This window comes from Kitasatospora sp. HPM-01-4, from assembly GCF_051374625.1.
Taxonomy (GTDB): domain Bacteria; phylum Actinomycetota; class Actinomycetes; order Streptomycetales; family Streptomycetaceae; genus Kitasatospora.
The window spans coordinates 1,094,726-1,114,746 of the sequence record NZ_JBPQGP010000005.1 but is presented as its reverse complement, the minus strand read 5'-3'; the positions used below and the strand labels follow the sequence as shown (position 1 = coordinate 1,114,746).

Below are 20,021 nucleotides of genomic sequence, written 5' to 3'. Positions count from 1 at the left end.
CGAATTCTCCCGCAACTGCTGATCCCCTAGGTGCGGCGTCAGCCCCGGCCGAGCACTTGGCCGGGGCTGCATGGTCGCCGTGCGCCCAGCCCCAGTGTGGTCAAGTCCCCGGCCAGTCCGGCGCATTGACTGGCTCGCACCCCGTCCGGCCGGAGCGCCGGGCTGCGGCATGTCGCTGGCCCGGGGCGACGGGGGAGTGCCCCTTGTGGCCCGGTCACGCTCATTCCGTGTCCCGGGCTCACGAGCGCGTCAGCTGCTCCTGGGCGGGTTCGTCGCTATCCCGGACTGCCCTCGGCGCTACGGCCGGGGCAGCGGCCGGGCGCCGGGGCCGTGGACCAGTTCCACCTCGGCCAGGCCCGTCACCGGGTGTCCGCGCTCGCAGACCAGGGCGAGACGGACGTCCGCGCCGCAGTCCGCGTGCCGGTGCCTGGTGGCCGGGCCGGCCGGGTCTCCCCGGTGGCGGTCGCCCCACTCCTTGAGTGAGAGCAGGATCGGGTACAGCTCGGTGCCGCGCGGGGTCAGCCGGTAGCCGAAGCGGGTGCGCCGGCCTGTCTCCTGGTACGGGAAGCGCTCCAGCAGCCGGGCCTCCACCAACTCGTCCAGCCGCCGGCTCAACACCGCGGCCGAGACTGACAGATGGCGCTGGATCTCGTCGAAACGCTCCAGGCCGCGTGAGACCTCCCGGACGACCAGGAGCGCCCATGGTCGTCCCACCACTTCCAGCGCGCGGCCGATGCCGCAGTTGCTGACGTCCTGTTCACCCCACTCCACAGGTCCACTGTAGCCGCCCGCGGATGCTGGCTTTCGATCTGGAAGTCAGCTGCGTAGACTGCTGACCATCCATCAGGAACCCGACCGTCCGACCCGTGGACGGCCGGTCATCGGTCCGGCCGGGCGCCGGCCGCCGTCAGGAGGTATGTGCCATGCCCCTCGTCCGCATCACCCTCAGCTCCGACCGGCCCGCCGAGCAGCGGCCACGGATCGCGGCGGCGGTGCACCGCGCGCTGGTCGATGCCGTCGGTATCCCGGAGCAGGACCGCTTCCAGATCGTCCAGGCCGTGCCCGCCGAGCAGCTGTTCTTCGATCCCGAGTACCTCGGCGTCGACCGGCGCGATGTCGTCTGCGTGGAGATCACGCTGCGCCGGGGGCGCCCGGAGGAGACCAAGCGCGCCCTGTACCGGCGGATCGCCGAGGAGGCGGGCAAGGCCGGAGTCCGGTCCGAGGACGTTCTGGTGGTGCTGACCGAGAACGGTTCGGCGGACTGGTCCGCCGGCCGGGGTGAGGCCCAACTGCTCGACCTGGAACAGCGGATGAGCTGATCCCGGGCGGCGGCTGTGCGGCCGGTCGGGTCACGGCAGGGTCAGGATGCGCGGCCCGTCCTCCGTGACGGCGACGGTGTGCTCGGCGTGGGCGGCCCGGCTGCCGTCGGGGGTGAGCAGGGTCCAGCCGTCAGGGGCGGTGCGGTAGTGGTCCTGGCCGCCGGCGAGGAACATCGGCTCGATCGCGAGGACCATGCCGTGCCGCAGGACCATGCCGCGTCCGGGGCGCCCGTCGTTGGGGATGTGCGGGTCCTCGTGCATGCCGCGGCCCACGCCGTGGCCGCCGAAGTCGGCGGGGATTCCGTAGCCGGCCGCGCGGCCGACGCTGCCGACGGCGTGGGAGATGTCGCCGATCCGGGCGCCGACCACGGCCGCCGCGATGCCTGCCGCGAGGGCGCGCTCGGTGGTCTCGATGAGCGCCAGGTCGGCCGGGTCGGGCGTGCCGACGACGAAGCTGACGGCCGCGTCGCCGGCCCAGCCGCCGAGCTTCGCCCCGCAGTCGATGCTGACCAGGTCGCCGTCGCGCAGTCGGTAGTCGGTCGGTATGCCGTGCACCACGGCGTCGTTGACCGAGGCGCAGATCACCGCGGGGAACGGGGTGTCGGCGAAGCCGGGACGGTAACCCAGGAACGGCGAGTCGGCCCCGGCCTCGCGCAGGACCTCCCTGGCCACCTGGTCCAGTTCGCGGAGCGACACCCGGACCGCCGCCGCGCGGCGTACCGCGTCGAGCGCGTCGGCGACCACCCGCCCGGCCTCCCGCATCGCGTCCAACGCCGCGTCAGTCTTGATCTCCACCATGTCCGGCAGCCTCCCCAGCAGAGCCGTACGGCACCCGCGGCCGACCCGCGGTGTGCCAATTCTTATACCGGTATTAGTATCACGTCCATGGTGCGCACCCCTCTCACTCCCTTCGAGCGCGAACGCGGCGAACGCCTCGGTGCTCTGCTCCGGCAGGCCCGTGGCGAGCGGAGCATGGTTCAGATCGCCGCTGCGGCGGGCCTGTCGGCCGAGACCCTCCGCAAGATCGAGACCGGCCGGGCCCCGACTCCCGCCTTCTTCACCGTGGCGGCTCTGGCCGGGGCACTCGGTCTCTCCCTGGACGACCTGGTGCGGCTGTGCGCGCCGGAGGGCCAGGACGGCGCCGAACAGCTCTCGGCTTAAGACCGGCCGGCACGCGAGGCCGCTGGCCCTGTTGCCGGCCGGTCCAAGGCCCTGGCCGGTGGATTTCCGGTCCTGTCGGCACTTCGCATGGCCGGTGGTTCACAGCCGGAGGGTGAACCAGGTCGTCTTGCCCTGGTTGCCGGGGCGGACACCCCACCTGTCGGCGAGGGCGTCGACGAGGAGGAGGCCGCGTCCTGATTCGTCGTCGGCGGCGGCCGGTCGCGGCTGGGGCAGTCGGGGGCTCTGGTCGCTGAGTTCGACGGTGAGCTCGGTGCCGGTGCGGCGCAGGTGCAGGCCGAGCGGTCCCCGGGCGTGCTGGACGGCGTTGGTGAGGATCTCGGAGAGCAGCAGCCGGGCGTCATCGGCCGTGTGGGCGCAGTCCCAGGAGGTCAGGACCTTGGTGAGGAAGGCGCGGGCCTCGGACACGGCGGAGGGGACGGCGGGCAGCTCGGTTCCGGCGGTGCTGGCCGGCAGGTCGGCGGGGAGCTGGGCCAGGAGCAGCGTGACGTCGTCGTTGTGGCCGTGGACGTCGGGCAGCACGGCGGCCAGTACGTGGTCGGTGGCGGTCTCCAGGCTGCTGGTGGTGGCGAAGGCGTCGGTGAGGGCGTCGGCGAGCTGGTCGAGTTGGTGTTCGATGTCGCTGCCGGGGGTTTCGACCAGGCCGTCGGTGTAGAGGGCGAGGGTGGTGCCGGGCGGGACGGTGGTGGAGGCCTGCTGGTGGATGATGTCGCCGACGCCCAGCGGCGCGTTCACGGGGGCGGCCAGGGTACGCACGCCGTGGTCGGGGGTGACGGCGAAGACCGGCAGGTGCCCGGCCGAGCAGAGGGTCACCTCTCCGGTGTCCGGGACGACGACCAGATAGCAGCAGGTGATCAGCTGGTCGGGGAGGTCCAGGTCGGCTATGACCGCGTCCAGGGCCTGCATGAGCTGGCACGGCTGCATGCCGGTCTTGGCCAGGGCGTGGGCGGCGGAGCGCAACTGTCCCATGAGGGCGGCGGCTTCCAGGCCGCGGCCCATCACGTCACCGACCAGCACGCCGACCCGGCCGGCGCCGAGCGGGATGAGGTCGAGCCAGTCGCCGCCCACCCCGGCGCCCTGGGTGGCGGGCAGATAGCGGTGGGCGGCGGCCAGGCCCGGAATGGTGGGCGGGGTGCCCATCAGGCTGCGCTGCAGGGTGAGCGCGATGTGCCGCTGCTGCTCGTAGAGAGCGGTCAGTTCGGCCTCGGCCCGCTTGCGGTCGCTGATGTCGCGGACGATGGCGCAGGCTCCGATGACCGTGCCGTCGGCGGCGCGGGTGGGCCACAGGGTGACGTCCACGTCCACCAGCTCGCCGGCGCGGGTGGCGCGGAGGGTCTCGAAGTGCTCGACCTTCTCCCCGTTCCGCAGGCGCTCCAGCAGCGCGGTGATCTCGGAGTGGTGGTCGGGCGGGGCCAGCAGGGCCACGTGCCGGCCGATGGCCTCCTCGGCCGTGTAGCCGTACATGCGGTGGGCGGCGGCGTTCCAGTAGGTGATCTGGCCGTCGAGGGTCTTGGCGAGGATCGCGTCCTGGGAGGACTCCACCAGTGCGGCAAGCTCGTTGATGCGCTCCTCGGCGGCTTTGCGGTCGCTGACGTCGCGGACGGCGGCGGAGATGAGGAGTCCGTCGGTGGTCTCCAGGGGGCTGAGGCTGATCTCGACAGGGAACTCGGTGCCGTCCTTGCGCAGTCCGTGCAGTTCCAGTCCGGCGCCCATCGGGCGGACCTGGCGGTTGGCGGCGTAGCCGTCGCGGTGGGCGGTGTGGTGTGCGCGGAAGCGGCCTGGTACCAGCAACTCGACGGGTCGGCCGAGGAGTTCCTCGCGCCGGTAGCCGAAGAGTGCCTCGGTCTGGGCGTTGACCAGGGTGATGGTCCCGGTGTCGTCCACGATCACCATGGCGTCCGGAGCGGCCTCCAGCAGCCCCCGGAACCGCTCCTCGGCGGCTTTGCGGTCGCTGACGTCGCGGACGGCGGCGGAGATGAGGAGTCCGTCGGTGGTCTCCAGGGGGCTGAGGCTGATTTCGACGGGGAACTCGGTGCCGTCCTTGCGCAGTCCGTGCAGTTCCAGTCCGGCGCCCATCGGGCGGACCTGGCGGTTGGCGGCGTAGCCGTCGCGGTGGGCGGTGTGGTGTGCGCGGAAGCGGCCCGGTACCAGCAACTCGACGGGTCGGCCGAGGAGTTCCTCTCGCCGGTAGCCGAAGAGTGCCTCGGTCTGGGCGTTGACCAGGGTGATGGTCCCGGTGTCGTCCACGATCACCATGGCGTCCGGAGCGGCCTCCAGCAGCCCCCGGAACCGCTCCTCGGCCGCCCCCGGTCTGCCCGCCCGGGATGCCGCCCCTGAGTGGCAGGGCATCCGGTCGGCGGAGAAGCCTCCGCCCCAGGACGCCGCATCAGCCGTGTCTCCCATCGCCGCCCCCTGACTTGCAGTTCACCGCGTTTCGCTCAGCCCAGCACATCCGGACCGCAGCCGCCCGCGCATGTCCGCAACTGACGCACCGCTGTCGCATATGCCCAGTGAAAGTGCCGGAAAACGATGATTCCGTCATGTGCTGATCGGCAGTGTGCGGGTCTCGATCACCGACCAGGGCCGCGATCACCGAGTCCGGAAGTCCTTCGGGGGCCTGACTTCCTGAGCCTCAGGCGGAGGCGGCTTCGAGGAGGGTTTCGGCGGCAGAGGTGCGGGCGTAGAGGACGGAGCGGCCGGCACGGTGGGCGCTGACCAGACCCGCGTTGCGTAGCGCGGTGAGGTACTGGGACACCCCGGCCGGGGAGAGCCCGGTGCGGTGGGCCAGTTCGGTGGTGGAGGCCGGGGTCGCCAGCTCGGTCAGCAGCAGGGTCCGCGAACGGCCGAGGACGGGGGTGAGGACGGCGGCTCCGGTCACGGGCCGTGTCTCCCACAGTGTGCCGATTCCCCGTGCCGGGTAGGCGAGTTGCGGCGGGTCCGGCGGTCGCACCCTGGTGCGCAGGTCGGGTCCGGTGAACGCCGAAGGGATGAGCAGCAGTCCCGTGCCCGTGGACCCTCGGGGCAGGTTCCGTTTCCAGCGGTCCAGCCTCAATACGTCGTCGTTCCAACTCACCGAGGTGTGCAGGTCGTTGAACAGGCGGCCCGCGCCGTGCTCGGCGACCGTGCGGGCCCGGTGGAAGACGTCGGCGTCCAGCGCCACCCGGAGCCGTGCCCAGTAGGGGGCCAGCGCCAACTCCCAGTACCTTTCGATCTCTTGTGTGACCTCGGCCAGGCCGGAGGCCGGGTCGGCGTGCAGGGTCCGCAGCCGGGGGCCGAGGCGCCCCTGGTGACGGGCGAGGTGATCGAGGTCCTGGCGTACCCGGTCGGCGGGCGAGGCCCGGATCGCATCCCACTCCGTGGTCGGCGCGGGGGCCGGTCCGGCAGGGGGAGGGGTGAGGAAGTCGGGCACGTAGCCGGTGGGCGGGATCAGCTCGGAGAGCCATCCCCGGTCCAGCCCGGCGGCCACCAGGCGCGGCCGTACCTGGTCGGCCCAGGGCCGGTGGACCGGATGTGCGGTGTGGGACGTCAGCAGGCGGTAGCTGGGCGCGACCTCCCACATCGCTGAGACGGCGAACCGCACCTGCGCCAGATCGCTCGCCGAGAACGCCAGCTCCGCCACGATCACCCCTCCACGGATTCAGCCATGTCTTAGACCGACCGGCAATAGGGCCCGCGGCGTCGCGTGCCGATAGCTCTCGCCTGGACGCACATCCCTCGTCGCGCGCAGCGCCGCTGCGCTCTCCTCACGATGCACGCCCAGACTCGGCTCTCGCCCCGCTCCTTGATCCACGCTCCCTATTGCCGGTCGGTCTTAATCAATGGCGGGGCAGCCTACCGTGCGTAGATCATCCCGCCATGACCTCACAGATGATCTCCGCCGCGGAATCGGGCAGTTGGAAGCTGGGCGAGCGCACGGTCAACCGGATCGGTTTCGGGGCGATGCGCCTGACGCAGCACGGCGAGGCGTTCGCGCCCGACGCCGTCCCGCGCGACCGCGACCAGGCGGTCGGCGTGCTGCGTCGCGCGGTCGAGCTCGGCGTGAACCACATCGACACCGCCGCGTTCTACTTCTCGTCACTGCGCTCCGCCAACGAGCTGATCAACCGGGCACTGGCCCCCTACCCGGACGACCTCGTCATCACCACCAAGGTCGGACCGGGCCGCGACTCCTCGGGGAACTGGCTGCCCCATGCCACCCCCGGACAGCTGCGCGGCCAGGTCGAGGAGAACCTGCGCCAGCTCGGCCGCGACCACCTCGACGTCGTGAACCTGCGCATCGTCGGCACCGACTCCATCGCCGAACGCTTCGCCGCACTCGCCGAACTGCGCGACGCCGGACTCATCCGCCACCTGGGCCTGTCCAACGTCCGCCCCCACCACCTCGCCGAGGCCCAGACCATCGCACCGGTGGTCTGCGTCCAGAACATGTACGGCATCGGCGCATCGCCCGAGCAGGAGGAGTTCCTGCGTATCTGCGGCGAACAGCAGGTCGCGTTCGTGCCGTTCTACTCGATCGCCGGCCGCGGACGCACGGCCGGCGCGAGTACCGGCGACAGCGGCGAGGTGCACGCCATCGCCCGCGCCCGCGGGGTGAGCACGGCCCAGGTCCGGCTGGCGTGGACGCTGCACCGCGGCCCTCACGTCCTGGCCATTCCCGGCACCGGCGACCTCGACCACCTCGCCCAGAACGTGGCCGCCGGCTCGCTGCGCCTCTCCGAGGACGAACTCGCCGTCCTGGACTCCCTCCACCACGAATCGGCGTGAACAAGGCGCCGCGTTGACGCGCCGATGCGCCCATCGCCCCTGAGACATCAGGGATTTGTCGGGGATCCACCCGGATGCCGGGCCGGGCGGCGGAGGAGAGAATCGCCGTCATGAAGGCAAGGCGGCGAGCAGCCGGGTACGCGGGCCTGGTGAATTGCCCGGTGTCAGGCGACCGTTACTCCGCCTTCGGTGGAGTCGGTGGAGCGGCTGAGTTCCTCCCAGGCGTCGAAGTCGTCCTGGACGCGCCGGCGCCCGGCGGTGACCAGGCGCAGCGCGTCCGAGCCGAGCAGGATGTGCACGGGAGGCTTCTCCGCGTCCAGGAGGGTGAGGATGGCGTCGCCCGCGCGGTCGGGGTCACCGATGCCCTGACCCGCGAGGGCCTGGCGACGGGTCCGGATCGGGTCGAACAGTGCGTCGTAGTCGGCGATGCTGCGTGGTGCGCGGACCAGTGACCTACCTGCCCAGTCGGTTTTGAACGCGCCGGGAGCTACGGCGGTGACCCGCACGCTGAACTGGTTGACCTCTTGGGCGAGGGTGTCGGTGATGCCTACCAGGGCGTGCTTGCTGCCTTCGTAGAACGCCAGTCCGGGGAAGGTGGTGTGCCCGCCCATCGAGGTGATCACGAAGATGTGGCCGCCGCGCCGTTCCCGCATGCCGGGCAGGACCGCCTTCACGGTCGCTACCGTGCCGAATACGTTGACCTCGAACTGGCGGCGCAGATCGGCCATCGATGACTCTTCGAAGGTGCCTTCGAGCCCGTAGCCCGCGTTGGCGACGAGCACTTCGATCGGGCCCAGTTCCGCTTCGGCGGCCCGCACCGTGGGGTCGATCCGGTCCGCGTCGGACAGGTCGAGGACGAAGGCCCGGGCGCGGTCGGGGTCCAGCGCCCGGAAGGCGGCCGCGTGCCGCTCGGTGCGCACGGTGCCCGCGACCCGGTGCCCGGCCGCCAGGGCCCGCCGGGCGATGGCCAGTCCGAGGCCGGTGCTGACGCCGGTGATCAGGAATGTCTTGCTCACTACGGGTGTCCTTCCGTGGATGAGTGTCAGGCCGCGGGCGTGCGTGGGCACGGCGGCATCGACCCCGTGGGTTCGGCGGGGTCGTGTCCGGGTGGTGTCGGTGCTGGATCGCCCGGTTCGGGCGGTGGTCAGGACCCGGCGGCGGTGTCCCGGGTAGTCGCGGTGGCGGGTTCGCTGCCCCAGCTGGCCAGCAGTCGCAGGCGCTCCTGGGACGGCGAGCCGGACGGCGCGCAGTAGACGACGAGCGATTGGCCCGGGTCGGCGACCGAGGTGAAGATCTCGTACTGCAGTTCCAGGTCACCGACGACAGGGTGGTGGAGGCGTTTGAGGCCGGTGCTGCGTTCCTGGACGCGGTGTTCCGACCACCACGCCGGGAACTCGGGTGAGCGCATCATCAGCTCACCGATCAGGGTGGCGATGTGCTGGTTTCGCGGCTGGGCGGCGGCGGCCAGCCGCAACCCGTGCACGTAGTCGCGGGCGACGCGTTCCCAGTCGCACCACACCAGGCGAGCGCGCGGATCCAGCAGCGTCCAGCGCGCCATGCTGCGTTCCCGGCGCGGCAGCTCGGCCACACCGGGAAACAGCAACGCCCACATCGTGTTCCCGCCGACGACAGTGAGGTTCCGGTCGCTGACGAAAGCAGGAGCCGGATCCATCGACTCCAGCACCTGTCGCAGCGCCGGTCGTAGCCGTGACGAGTGCTCGGCCCGGTCCTTGTGCCCGGCTGTGGTGCCCGCGAGGGCGAACAGATGCCGCCGCTCGATGTCATCGAACCGCAGCGCGTCGCAGAGGGCATGCAGTACCTGTTCGGACGGCTGCCGGGCGCGGCCTTGCTCCAGACGGGTGTAGTACTCGGTGCTCACCCCGGCCAGCCGCGCGACCTCACCGCGCCGCAGACCGGCGACCCGGCGACCGGCGCCGAACTCGACCGGCAGACCGATCTCATCCGGCGTGAGTCCGGCACGGCGGGCCCGCAGGAAGTCGCCCAAGTCGTTGTCGCCCATGCCCCAAGTCTGCTCTTCACCCAGTCGATCACCAAGGGTGTAGGTGGTCCTGCCAGTACTACGCACCAGGTCGTGCGAGGCCGCGGGACTCGGCAGGGTCCGCCGAGGGCGGCCAGGTGCTCCGTGTCAGCCGTGCGACTTCCCGTACTCGGCGGCGAGTTCGGCGGCGATGGCGTCGCCGCCCTGGCTCTTCCAGCGCTTCACCACGCCGTCCCAGGCGGAGATCGGTTGCTTGCCGGTGACGATGTTGTTGATGCCGGTGTTCACCATGTTCAGCAGGGTGGGCCACTGCTTGTTGCGGGTCGCGGACTGGATGCCGAGGGAGGGGTCGGCGACACCCTTCGGCACGATGTCCACCTGCGCCTGGTAACAGCGCTTGGCCGCCTCGGGCCGGCCGGGGATGTAGTTCACCATCGGCGGTGAGGCGATGTACCCGAAGGGCAGGTTGACGCTGTTCTCGACCTTGCCGAGCTCGGTCGGGACCGACGGGCCGCCGTCCTTGCCGCGCGTGAAGTGCACGCCTTCGATGCCGTACGTGATCAACTCGTACTCCTTGGACCCGAACGGCGAGGCGAAGAAGTTCAGGACGCGCAGCAGCATCTTGATGCGCTCCGGCGAGGCCTGCTTCAGCGCGGTGTAGCCGAAGTAGCTCTGCGCGAACCACGGCGTCGGCGTGGTGCCGGCGTCGTACGGGCGGAGGAAGTCCACCTTGAACGTGTCGCCGATGTTCTGGGCGTAGGTGGTGAACCCGCCGAAGCCGGCGGTGATGCTGAGGTACGTGCCGTTCGTGAAGAAGTTGTTCGCCTGCGCCAGCGACGTGGTCAGCGCCGCCGGGTCGTACAGGCCCTTGCCGTACCACTCGGCCATGGTGGCGATGGCGGCCTTGAACTGCTCGGTGCCGTAGGTCGCGGTGAAGGTACCGCTGTTGAGGCTCCACACGTTCGGGGCGCCGTGCACTCCGGCGTGGGTCAGATAGCCGAAGTTCGCGGCGGTCGACGTGCCGAGCGCGTAGTGGCCCTGGGTGTTCAGCGAGACGAGGCCCTTGGTGAGGTCGTCCTTCTTCAGACCGCCCACCGTCGGCTGCCAGATACCGGCCGCGGTGAACCTGTCGGAGTCGGCGAAGACCGAGTGGCCCAGGAGGGGCCGGTGGATCGGCACGCTGTAGATCCGTCCGCCGACCCGGCCCATGGCGTCCCAGGCGTAGCCCGGGATCGCCGCGAGGTTCGGGTAGTCCCTCGCTCCGGCATCGCCGGACAGGTGTTCGCTCAGGTCCGCGCACTTGGCCTGGAGGAACTGAGCCTCGTTGGGCAGCGGAGACCTGCCGAGCATCATGATGTCCGGCAGATCTCCGCTGGCCATCATGGTGGAGTACTTCACCATGAAGTCGGCGTCTGCCAGCATGGTCAGCTCGATGTTCACGCCGGCCGCGTCATTGACGGCCTTCCACATCCTGTTGCTGTCCGGCCCCTTGGGCGGGGCGCCGTAGGTGATCATCATGACCTTGACCGTCGAACCGTCACCGGGCTTGGACGGCACCGCCTGCACCAGGTTCGACGGGTAGGTCAGGAACGTGTCCAGCACACCGGACGCCGTCGCCGGCAGGTCCGGGCGGAGGCCCTTGACCGGGGTGTAGGTGGGCCAAGGGGCCAGCGTCTTACCGGCGTTGCCGGCCGACGTGGCGGACGTGCCGCTGCCGCACGCCGCCAGGGACGGCAGGGCTGCCGCACCGACCGCCACGCCGGCGATGGTGCGGAGGAGGCTCCTCCGGGAGAATTCGGAGTTCATGGCGAAAGGCTCCTTGCGGGGTGGGGACAGCGCATTCCTTCGACTCGCGTCCAAGCGGCTGGCATCGAGTCCGGTCACAGCGGGCAGGTGGTCTTGGGCCGTGCGTGCCGACGGGGTGTCAGCTCTTCACGGCGCCGGTGAGAACACCCTTCGCGAAGAAGCGCTGCAGGAACGGGAACGCGGCCGCGATGGGCAGCACACCCATGACGACGATGGCCGCGATGGTCTTCTGCGGTGCCTGCGTCAGCATCGCCTCGCCGGTCTCGGACTGGGCGTTGGTGCTGGTCAGGTACCCGCGCAGGACCGTGGAGAGCGGCAGCTGGTCCGCGCTGCTGTTGTTGAGGTAGAGCATCGCGCGGAAGTAGTCGTTCCAGTAGGCGACCGCGTAGTAGAGGCCGACGACGGCGATGATCGCCTTCGACAGTGGCAGCACGATGCGCAGCAGCGTCCTGAGTTCGCCCGCGCCGTCGAGCCGGGCCGCCTCGTAGAGCTCCTCGGGGATGCCCTGGAAGAAGCCGCGCATCACCACCAGGTTGAAGACGTTGATCATGACCGGCAGGAACAGGGCACCGAGATGGCCCGTGAGCTTCAGGTCGGTGACGATCAGGAAGCTCGGGATCATGCCGGCGGGGAACAGGAAGGTGAACAGGATGGCCAGCAGGACCGGCTTGCCGCCCAGGACGTTCGGCCGTGACAGCGCGTAGGCGAGCAGGGTGGTGGAGGCCAGGCTCAGGACCGTGCCGATCGCCGTCACCATCGCGGAGACCAGGATCGCGTGCCCGATGATCCCGCCGTTCAGGACGTCCGCATAGGCGTGCAGGTCGATCCGGTCCGGCCACAGGGACCAGCCGCCATCGGCCATCACCTGCCGGTCGGAAGAGATGCTGGTCGCGAGGACCAGCCAGAAGGGGATCGCCACCAGCAGCAGGATGACGACGACGGCCACCGCTTTGGCCGCGCTGACGACCGGCTTGGGCTTGCCCGGCCACGCCGGGCGGGCGGTGGTAGCTGCACTCACTGGTAGATCCCCTGCTCTCCGAGCCTGTGCGCGATCCTGTTGGCCCCGATGACGAGGATCAGGGCGATGACACCCTTGAAGAGTCCGGCCACGGCTCCGGTGGAGAAGTTCCCGTCCTGTACGCCGTGGTAGTAGACGTAGGTGTCCATGACTTCCGAGGCTTGCGGTCCGAAGGTGTCCCGCTGCTGCATGACCTGGTCGAAGCCGACGCTGAGGATGTCGCCGACCCGCATGATCAGAAGCAGCACGATGACCGGGCGGATCGACGGCAGCGTCACGTGCCAGTGCCGCCGGCCCCAGCCCGCACCGTCCAGCGCGGCGGCCTCGTAGAGGCCGTCGTCGACCTGGTAGAGCGCGGCGAGGAAGATGATCGTCCCCCAGCCGCAGTCCTTCCAGATCAGCTCGATGATCATCATCGGCTTGAACATCGCCGGGTCGGTGAACAGGGTGACCAGGTGGTGGTGGCTGTCACGGGAGAGCAGCCCGTTGGCCATCCCGTTGGGGCCCAGCACCTGCACGAACAGGCCGACCACGATCACCCACGAGATGAAGTGCGGCAGGTAGACGAAGCTGACCACCAGCTTGCGGACCCAGTCGCGGGTCAGACTGTGCAGCAGCAGCGCCAGGGCCAGCGGCACCGGGAAGAAGAAGAGCAGCTGGAGGGCGGCCAGTTCCAGGGAGTTGACGACCGCCCGCCAGAAGGCCGGGTCCTGCCACAGCACCGTGAAGTTCTGGAAGCCGACCCAGGCGCTGTCCTTGATGCCGACGAACGGCACGTAGTCCTTGAACGCGATGACGTTCCCGAGCTGCGCGAGGTACTGGAAGATCGCGAAGTAGAGCACGCCCGGAAGCATCATCAGCAGCAGGACCCTGTCCCGCCGCAGCCGCGTGCGCCAGGAGGTGCCGCGCCGTGCTGGGGGCTCGGCGGCGCGCTCCGCCGGCGACGACCTCCCCGTCACTGCGACAGCCATGTGGCCAACCTCCGTCTTGTCATGTCGATGGATCGGGAGCCCGGGGCGGCAATGAGCGTCCTCTCGCAGCGTAGACGCCGTGACTGCAGGGGAAGTTGAGAGTCATGGCAGACAAGAGGCGGAAGTTCGCCGCGGAGCTCCGTGAGGGGGCTGTGTGCGATGTTTCCCATCAGTTTTGCCGCTGATGTCGTAGCAGGCCGGGCTTCGACGATCACGATGTCGATGCGGGGTGTCTGCCGGCTCTTCGAGGGGCGCTGGTCGTTGGACGGCGCGCGGAAGCGGGGCACCGGCCGTTTGACCCTGCGGACGCTCAGCCGGATGTGACGAGGAGGCAGGAGGCTGTCCAGGACGGCCTTTCCGATGGCGCCGACCAGGGGGGTTTGGGTGAGTGTCCAGTACTCCGGCCGCTGTGATGATCTGGTCGGAGGCGGCTTGGTGCAGCTGCGACCGCGGCGATGAGTGGTGGACATGACTCGGCTTCCGTGAATGGGGGCCAGCGCACCCGAGGGGAACACCGATCGCCGAACTGTAGCCAGCCAGCGAGGGATGCGGTCATCTTGCAGCCAGCTTCGATCATAGTCAAGGGATAAGTATCAAGTGATCCCATGCGATCATACGGGAACAGCGGTGCATCGTCAGTTTTCCTCGGGATACCCGGCCGATGACACCAGGCTCTCAAGTCACTTGACCATTCGTTCGGCATATTTGACTTTCGATCTCTGGATCTCTAGGTTCGATCCGCCGACCGGACCGAGGAGCATTCACCATGTCCCTGATCCACTTACTCTCGGAAGACCACGCGCTCAGCCCCCGCACAGGCTGGACCAGGGTGCACTGGGAGGCGGCTGCTGACGGCCTGCTGGCTGCCGTCCTCCGCCACGCAGGGTCAGAGCCGCGGCGGACGTGACATCGCCCGTCTGCTCCAACTGGTCGCGCATCCGGCCGTCGGTGCCCTGTGGGACCTGATGCACACCCCACCTGGCCGACGAATCACCCACCGATTCATACGCCGCGCTCGCCCCCCACCTCGGCTACGTCCAGGTCAAGGGCATCGCCGGGGCTCATGACCTCGCCCCGCTGCCGCTCGGCGCGGGGCTGCTGCCGATCGCCGACTGCGTGCGGTTGCTGCCACCGGACTGCTGGGCTTCCTGGGAGTACGAGGCATCGTGGCACCCGGACGCCGCCCCCCTGTCGCCCCTGCTGGAGCCGGGCTGCCCGAACTACCTCACCCGGCCTACCTGACGCCACGTCATACTGCTTCGCCGCCGCAGGAGGCGCGGACCTTCAGCTCCGGCAGCAGCTCCACGTGGTGGACGGGCAGCTCGCCGCCCCCCAGGCGCCGCAGCAGCAACTCCAGCGCTGCCGCTCCCACTGCACGCTTGGGCGGTGCGACGGCGGTCAACGGCGGGGCGGCCAGGGCCGCGAACACGTCGTCGTACGAGATCAGGGCAACGTCGTCAGGCACGTGCAGGCCTCGGGCGCGCAGCACGGGCACCAGTTGGATGGCCTCTTGGTCGTTGTGTACCAGCACTGCCCGCACGCCCGCCGCAACGCCCTCGGCGATCCGTGCCGCGACGGCTTCCGTCTCCCGCCCCGGTCGCTCGATGTCGATCACCGGCTGTGGCTCGAGACCGAGCAGCCGGACGCCCTCGGCGTAGCCGGCCCGCACCTGGAAAGCCGTCCAGCTGTTCTGGCGGGCTGCCAGCGCCACTGAGCCGTGCCCGAGCTCGGCCAGGTGGCGAAGCGCCAGCATGACACCGTGGCGGTGGTCGGAGCTTACCGAGTCCAGGGCGACGCAGACGCTGTCGACCGGGGCACGGCGCTCCACCAGGACTGTGGGAACTGGGAGTTCGCGCATCCAGGAGCTGTGCCCGTCAGGACGCTCCGGTGTCCAGTTCGGCGTGACCAATAGACCGTCGACTCCGGACTCCAGCAACTGGTCCACCTGCGCGCGGTCGTCGCCCGCCTCGTACGGCGCGATCCCGAGCACCAAGCGCGCGCCGACCGCGATCGCCGCGGACCTCGCACCGTCGATGATCTCGTCGAAGTACTGACGGACCGTGGGAACGAGCATGCCGACGACTCGCTCGCGGCCTTCGGGCACAGTCGGCGAGGTCCCGCCCGCGGGCATCGAGACCGCGCCGTGCGAGCGGTGCAGCGCCCCGTTGTCAGCCAGCGTCGCGACGTCCCGGCGCACGGTGACGGCGGCAAGTCCCAGCCGCTCCGCGAGGTCCACCACGCGAACGGTCCCGAGTTCGCGGACAAGCTCCACGATCTTGGCTCGGCGTGCCTCAGCCGTCATAATCATTCTCTTCCTCGATCGGGCTCGGAGCGCTACGCGCATGGTCTGGCAAGGATCAATTTGTATCATTCGATCGATACCATGCGAAGTCGGCGGGGATGGCCTGCATCTGATGGCACACATGGCGCTGAGGTCAGTGAGACGGTGGTTGTCGGGTGCCGGGTGGTTTGCCTCACCAGGCACCGCCTTGGGACCGCGAACCGCTGAGCGGGCGGTCGCCCACCTGGCGCGGTGCGATTCTCGGCCCCGATCTCGCCTGGCGGTCCGATCACTGGGTGTGCGATCGGACCGCTTCCCGAGGCCCGGCCTTCAGGAATTCCATCAGCGACGCAGATGTCGACCTGCCCCTCTCTGCCGGCCTTGGGTGAGACATCCCGCTTTGTCGGGTCAGCCTGAGAGGGCCCGAGTAGGAGTTCCACCCCTGATGACCAGTGCCAAGCCATCCGCGTCCGACCCGGCCCCCAGGCCGAAGCGCCGCACGTTCAGCCCCGAGTACAAGCTACGGATCGTGGCCGGGTACGACGCCGCGCCCGAGGGCGAGAAGGGCGCGAACTGGTCGCCACCGCGCCATCTCAGGTGTTCACCTGGGACATCGCCAAGGCGGCCGGCCCCAGGAAGGGCATCGGGTACCACGCCTACGTCATCATCGACATCTTCAGCCGCTACATCGTCGGCCACACCGTCGAACCGGCCGAATCGGCTGAACGGGCCGAGGAGTTGATCCGCGAGGCCATCGAGCGCCCTACACCGCGGTCAGCAACCTCGGCTCGCTGGGCTGCTCTGCGACCGCCCTCCATAGATGTCACTCGTGGCGCCCTCTGACCTGGGCTGGTGTCAATTCTCTTCGATATGACGGCATCTGGACTGCCAAGTCTTGTTGTCACCTACGTACAGGGCCGCACTTCGGCAAGGGCAAGGGACAGAGCTCCCAGCATCGCCTGCGTCTACCGAGCCCTCGTCGAACACGAGTTGGCGCAGGTGTACCCAGAGGGCATCGAGGCGATCCACACCGACTTCGCCGCCCGGCGCGCTGACGCTAGCAGTACGTGGCGTCTACCGGGTCAGTTCGCGTAGGACCGCCGAGGCGACGGCGGCGTCGAATGCGCTGACGCCAGTGAGGTCTGCGACGTGATCGCCTCGTCCGGCCGTGCGGCGGGGCTTTCGAGCGGGCGGCCGATGGGGGTGTCGCTGGTGCCAGTGGTGGTCCCTGTGCGCACCGCGTGGCCGATGTCGCCGCTCATTCGTTTGTGCTCGTCGAGTGCGTTCGTCATTGCTCTGCTGTTGGTTCATCAGATTGTGCGAACTCCCGGTTGGCACAAGGTCGGGCTGGACTGCTGCCCATACGCTCTTTTGCGTCGCCCGGGAGAGGGCGGCACTCGTCGCGTGCCGCATGCGCGTCCCGCTCGCCCCAGCCGCAGTGCGCTGTTCGGAACGCGTGCGGGCAATTCAACTTGGAGTGAACATGGCCTCTTTGGCTCGTAAGACTGTCACGGTGATGGCAGCGGCTCTGGTGTCGCTGGGTGTGGGGAGCGGTGCCATCGCGTCGGCGGCGACCCCGCCGGCCTCGCCGTGCAGCGGCGCGGAATGCCCCAGCCTCCAGCCGGTCAACATCGCCGCCGGCCAGGGCTCGTTGAACGTCACGCAGATGCAGCTGGAAAACATCAGTGCGACCGTCGTCGACGCCGTCTCCGGAGAGCCCGTCCGCGGTGTGCAGGTCCAGTTCTACAGCGCCGGAGGTCGACTGCTGGGGGCGGCTTACACGAACCACAGCGGTATCGCCGCGATCGCCGCGTCGGAGAACCTCGGCCCCGGCACGGCCCAGGAGTTGCTGGCCGGCTATGACGCGGTGCTGCTCGGTGATGGCGTCCACACACCGGCCAGCGCGCATGGGGCGATCACCGTCGGGGACGATTTCGTTCCCCTGGGCAGCCTTCTCTTCAGCGACCGTGGGCTCAAGCAGGGTGTCGTTCCGGTCGACTGGAGCCGTTAGAGGTGCGTGTCTTCCGCCGCCGCTCCCGGGCGGCTGACCACAGTGCCCCGGCCCGTCGTTCGGCCGGCGCGCGGGAGGGTGACGCGGTGGCCCCGGGTAGTGCGGTCAACGGCTATGCGGTCCTGGAGACCGTGGCCGCGCTGCCCGTCAGTACCTGGCGCTACCTGTGGGAGCCTGAAGACGTGCGCCACCTCGGGCCGATGGCCCAGGACTGGCACGCCGCCTTCGGCTTCAACCGGGACGACACCACCATCCCCGTCGTCGACGGTCTCGGCGTCTCCCTGGTGTGTATCCAGGCCCTCAACCGCCGTATCGACGAGCTGACCGCCGAAGTCGACCGCGTCCGCGAGAGCGCCGGAGGCTCGCCGCAGGAAAGTGCGCCCGCCGACACCGGCCCTGCGCGTCCTTCGTCGACCCGCCCACGTTCTATCATCCCGTTGGAGACACCGTGAGGCTCCCCGCAGGCAGGGCCGTCTCGGCCGTTGTCGTCGCGCTCGCGTCGCTGAGCCTCGGGCCCGTCGGCGCGGTGGCGGCATCCGCCGCTCCGGAACAGGCGTGCGACGGCGCGGACTGCCCCGGCAGGGTACCCGTCAGCCTCGCGGCGAACCAGGGCACCCTGAACGTGACTCAGTTGCAGCTGGAGACCTCAGTGCGACCGCCACGGACGCCCGGACCGGGGAGCCCCTGCCTGGCCTGAAGATCCAGTTCTACACCGTCAGAGGCCGCTTCCTCGGCTTCTCCTACACCAACCACGACCGCATCGCCGGAGTCAGTGCCCCGGAGAAATGCGGCCCCGGCATCGCCCAGGAACTCCTCGGTGGTTACCAGGTCGTCCTGCTAGGCGACGGCCTCCACGTCCCCGTCACCGCCCACGCCGCCATCACCGTCGGCACGGACTGCTTCATCGCCAACTGCCCACCCGGAAGCGACCGCAGACTGAAACTCGACGTGCTCCCGGTCGACTGCCGACACTCGGGTCGACTGAACCGTTTCGGCGGGAATCACGGCGCGGCGAGTACGCGCCGAACGAGGGTCGGGAGCGCGGACAGGTCCGTGGGGCAGGTGCCGCGCCAGGCGATGTGCCCGTCGGGGCGCAGCAGGAGTGCGGTGTCCGCGTGGGCGGCGCCGATCAGGCGTGCCCACTGCCCGGGCTCGGCCTCCCGCTGTGTGGCGATGCGGACGGCCCGGAAGGTGAGGGGGATCCCCGCCTGTCGGACGGCTTCGGCCTGCACCTGCCACTGTGGGGCGTCGTCGGTTGTGAGCAGGGTGAAGCCGGGGCCAACGAGGTCGAGGGTGGATGTCACGTCTGCGGGGCCTGCGGTGAGGCGGACGTGGGGTACGCGCTCTCCCGGTCGGCAGCCGGGACGGTAGCCGGACGTATCCAGGGGGCTGGGGTGATCGGCATGCTCTGGGTCGGGGATGACGGCGGCGGAGCGGTAGGCGGCGGTCAGGAGGAGTTCGTCGTCGATGCGGTAGCCGGCGCGGTTCGCCGCGTTGGCCGTGGAGATGTCGATGATCTGGCGTGCGACGGGGCGCCGCTCGGTCTCGTAGGTGTCCAGGAGGGCTTCGCCGGCGTATCCGGCGGTGACGGCGGCGAGTTTCCATGCGAGGTTGTCGGCGTCGCCGATACCGGTGTTCATGCCGTGCCCGCCGGTCGGCGGGATGACGTGGGCGGCATCGCCTGCCAGCAGGACGCGTGAGTGCCTGTAGGAGTTGGCGAGCTGTGCGTCCATCCGCCAGGTCATCGTGTCGCGGACCGTCACGTCCAGGTCCGGGATGCCGGCTGCCGTACGAATAAGGCCGGCCAGGAGCCCGTGGTCCGTCGGATCCGCTGCCGCACCCGCGTCCGTACCGAGAGGGTGCTGGTAGATCCAGTGACGGTCGTTGTCGACGGCCATGAACCCGCCCCGCCCAGGGACGGTGAGGAAGTAGGAGGCGCTGACCCGGTCGGCCACCACCTGTCCCAGGGGCGCCTCGAAGCGAATGCTCAGGTACCGCCCCAGACCGGTCGGGCCCTCCATCTCGATCCCGGCCCCGGCACGCACGGTACTCGCGGCGCCGTCGCAGCCGACGAGCCAGTCCGCCCGCAGGCGGTACCGGCGGCCGGTCGCCTGTTCCTCGATGACGGCCTGTACGCCGAGGCCGTCATCGGCGAAGGAGACCAGACGGGTGCCGAACCGGACCGGGGAGTCGGCCAGCTCCTCGGCGCGCCGCAGCAGCAGGGGCTCCAGGATGTCCTGGGAACAGATCAGGCCCGGTGACGGCGTGTGCTCAGGGCCCTCGCCGGGCTCATGGGCGAGACCGGTGCGGATGTAGTCGGGGTCGACCAAGTCGCGGCCCCGGTAGAAGTAGACCTGCTCGGCCGGTAGCCCTGCGGCGCGGACCGCTTTCTCCAGTCCGACGCGCCGGAAGATCTCCATGGACCGGGCTGAGATGCCCCGGGCCTTGGGGTGGCGCGAGGTGGCGGGGTGGGACTCGATCAGAACGTGGTCCACGCCCTGGCCCGACAGCAGACAGGACAGAGCCAGACCGACGGGGCCGCCTCCGACCACCAGCACGGACGTATGCGACACGGTGAGCCTCCTTCTACCTGCACGGTCGACGAGGTAACGACTAACCTTAATTTAGACGTTACCATGACGGGGTGATGCAGCCCACTGAAGCGGGAGAAGC

18 protein-coding genes are annotated in these 20,021 nt (G+C 69.7%); 6 read left to right on the top strand and 12 right to left on the bottom strand.

Annotation, left to right across the window (positions count from 1 at the left end):
• Positions 1-297 precede the first annotated feature (297 nt).
• Positions 298-771 carry a winged helix-turn-helix transcriptional regulator gene (locus tag ACSMTC_RS04610; protein ID WP_436558352.1) on the bottom strand — a complete coding sequence of 158 codons (474 nt, stop codon included), beginning with the start codon at positions 769-771 and terminating at the stop codon, positions 298-300.
• A gap of 152 nt (positions 772-923) precedes the next feature.
• On the opposite strand from ACSMTC_RS04610, the gene ACSMTC_RS04605 reads away from it, so the two are divergent.
• Positions 924-1,319: a tautomerase family protein gene (locus tag ACSMTC_RS04605; protein ID WP_436558351.1), complete on the top strand. Its 396-nt coding sequence runs from the start codon at positions 924-926 to the stop codon at positions 1,317-1,319.
• A 30-nt stretch (positions 1,320-1,349) separates the two neighbouring features.
• On the opposite strand, the gene map is transcribed toward ACSMTC_RS04605, so the two are convergent.
• On the bottom strand, positions 1,350-2,117 hold the full coding sequence (gene map / locus ACSMTC_RS04600; RefSeq protein WP_436558350.1) for a type I methionyl aminopeptidase: 768 nt from the start codon (positions 2,115-2,117) through the stop codon (positions 1,350-1,352).
• Between the two features lie 87 nt (positions 2,118-2,204).
• Here map and ACSMTC_RS04595 point away from each other — a divergent pair, with 87 nt between their 5' ends.
• Positions 2,205-2,480: a helix-turn-helix domain-containing protein gene (locus tag ACSMTC_RS04595; protein ID WP_436558349.1), complete on the top strand. Its 276-nt coding sequence runs from the start codon at positions 2,205-2,207 to the stop codon at positions 2,478-2,480.
• Between the two features lie 99 nt (positions 2,481-2,579).
• Here the strand turns inward: ACSMTC_RS04595 and ACSMTC_RS04590 are convergent, their stop codons facing one another.
• Entirely contained in the window at positions 2,580-4,847 is a 2,268-nt protein-coding gene (locus tag ACSMTC_RS04590; RefSeq protein WP_436564592.1) for a SpoIIE family protein phosphatase, read from the bottom strand.
• Between the two features lie 283 nt (positions 4,848-5,130).
• Positions 5,131-6,120 (bottom strand): ArsR/SmtB family transcription factor, encoded by a 990-nt coding sequence (locus tag ACSMTC_RS04585; protein ID WP_436564591.1) that lies wholly within the window; start codon positions 6,118-6,120, stop codon positions 5,131-5,133.
• A gap of 233 nt (positions 6,121-6,353) precedes the next feature.
• On the opposite strand from ACSMTC_RS04585, the gene ACSMTC_RS04580 reads away from it, so the two are divergent.
• Complete coding sequence (locus tag ACSMTC_RS04580) at positions 6,354-7,262, top strand: oxidoreductase (RefSeq protein ID WP_436558348.1); 909 nt, start codon at positions 6,354-6,356, stop codon at positions 7,260-7,262.
• A gap of 164 nt (positions 7,263-7,426) precedes the next feature.
• On the opposite strand, the gene ACSMTC_RS04575 is transcribed toward ACSMTC_RS04580, so the two are convergent.
• The 6 genes from ACSMTC_RS04575 to ACSMTC_RS04550 form a co-directional block, all read right to left on the bottom strand.
• Positions 7,427-8,278: an oxidoreductase gene (locus ACSMTC_RS04575; protein WP_436558347.1), complete on the bottom strand. Its 852-nt coding sequence runs from the start codon at positions 8,276-8,278 to the stop codon at positions 7,427-7,429.
• A 128-nt stretch (positions 8,279-8,406) separates the two neighbouring features.
• Entirely contained in the window at positions 8,407-9,282 is an 876-nt protein-coding gene (locus tag ACSMTC_RS04570; protein WP_436558346.1) for a helix-turn-helix transcriptional regulator, read from the bottom strand.
• Between the two features lie 126 nt (positions 9,283-9,408).
• Positions 9,409-11,067, bottom strand: a complete 1,659-nt coding sequence (locus tag ACSMTC_RS04565) for an extracellular solute-binding protein (RefSeq protein ID WP_436558345.1) — start codon at positions 11,065-11,067, stop codon at positions 9,409-9,411.
• A gap of 118 nt (positions 11,068-11,185) precedes the next feature.
• Entirely contained in the window at positions 11,186-12,085 is a 900-nt protein-coding gene (locus tag ACSMTC_RS04560) for a carbohydrate ABC transporter permease (RefSeq protein WP_436558344.1), read from the bottom strand.
• Positions 12,082-13,056: an ABC transporter permease gene (locus ACSMTC_RS04555; RefSeq protein ID WP_436558343.1), complete on the bottom strand. Its 975-nt coding sequence runs from the start codon at positions 13,054-13,056 to the stop codon at positions 12,082-12,084. Before ACSMTC_RS04555 ends, ACSMTC_RS04560 begins: the two co-directional genes overlap by 4 nt.
• A gap of 1,249 nt (positions 13,057-14,305) precedes the next feature.
• The gene (locus ACSMTC_RS04550; RefSeq protein ID WP_436558342.1) at positions 14,306-15,358 is read right to left on the bottom strand and encodes a substrate-binding domain-containing protein; all 1,053 of its coding nucleotides are present in this window, start codon (positions 15,356-15,358) and stop codon (positions 14,306-14,308) included.
• A gap of 576 nt (positions 15,359-15,934) precedes the next feature.
• On the opposite strand from ACSMTC_RS04550, the gene ACSMTC_RS04545 reads away from it, so the two are divergent.
• Complete coding sequence (locus ACSMTC_RS04545; protein ID WP_436558341.1) at positions 15,935-16,180, top strand: hypothetical protein; 246 nt, start codon at positions 15,935-15,937, stop codon at positions 16,178-16,180.
• Positions 16,181-16,419: 239 nt separating this feature from the next.
• On the opposite strand, the gene ACSMTC_RS04540 is transcribed toward ACSMTC_RS04545, so the two are convergent.
• The gene (locus ACSMTC_RS04540) at positions 16,420-16,629 is read right to left on the bottom strand and encodes a hypothetical protein (protein WP_436558340.1); all 210 of its coding nucleotides are present in this window, start codon (positions 16,627-16,629) and stop codon (positions 16,420-16,422) included.
• A gap of 224 nt (positions 16,630-16,853) precedes the next feature.
• Here ACSMTC_RS04540 and ACSMTC_RS04535 point away from each other — a divergent pair, with 224 nt between their 5' ends.
• Positions 16,854-17,348: a hypothetical protein gene (locus ACSMTC_RS04535; protein ID WP_436558339.1), complete on the top strand. Its 495-nt coding sequence runs from the start codon at positions 16,854-16,856 to the stop codon at positions 17,346-17,348.
• A gap of 86 nt (positions 17,349-17,434) precedes the next feature.
• On the top strand, positions 17,435-17,800 hold the full coding sequence (locus tag ACSMTC_RS04530) for a tail fiber domain-containing protein (RefSeq protein WP_436558338.1): 366 nt from the start codon (positions 17,435-17,437) through the stop codon (positions 17,798-17,800).
• Between the two features lie 549 nt (positions 17,801-18,349).
• On the opposite strand, the gene ACSMTC_RS04525 is transcribed toward ACSMTC_RS04530, so the two are convergent.
• Positions 18,350-19,921, bottom strand: coding sequence for an FAD-dependent monooxygenase (locus ACSMTC_RS04525; protein ID WP_436558337.1), 1,572 nt, complete (start codon positions 19,919-19,921; stop codon positions 18,350-18,352).
• Positions 19,922-20,021: the final 100 nt, after the last annotated feature.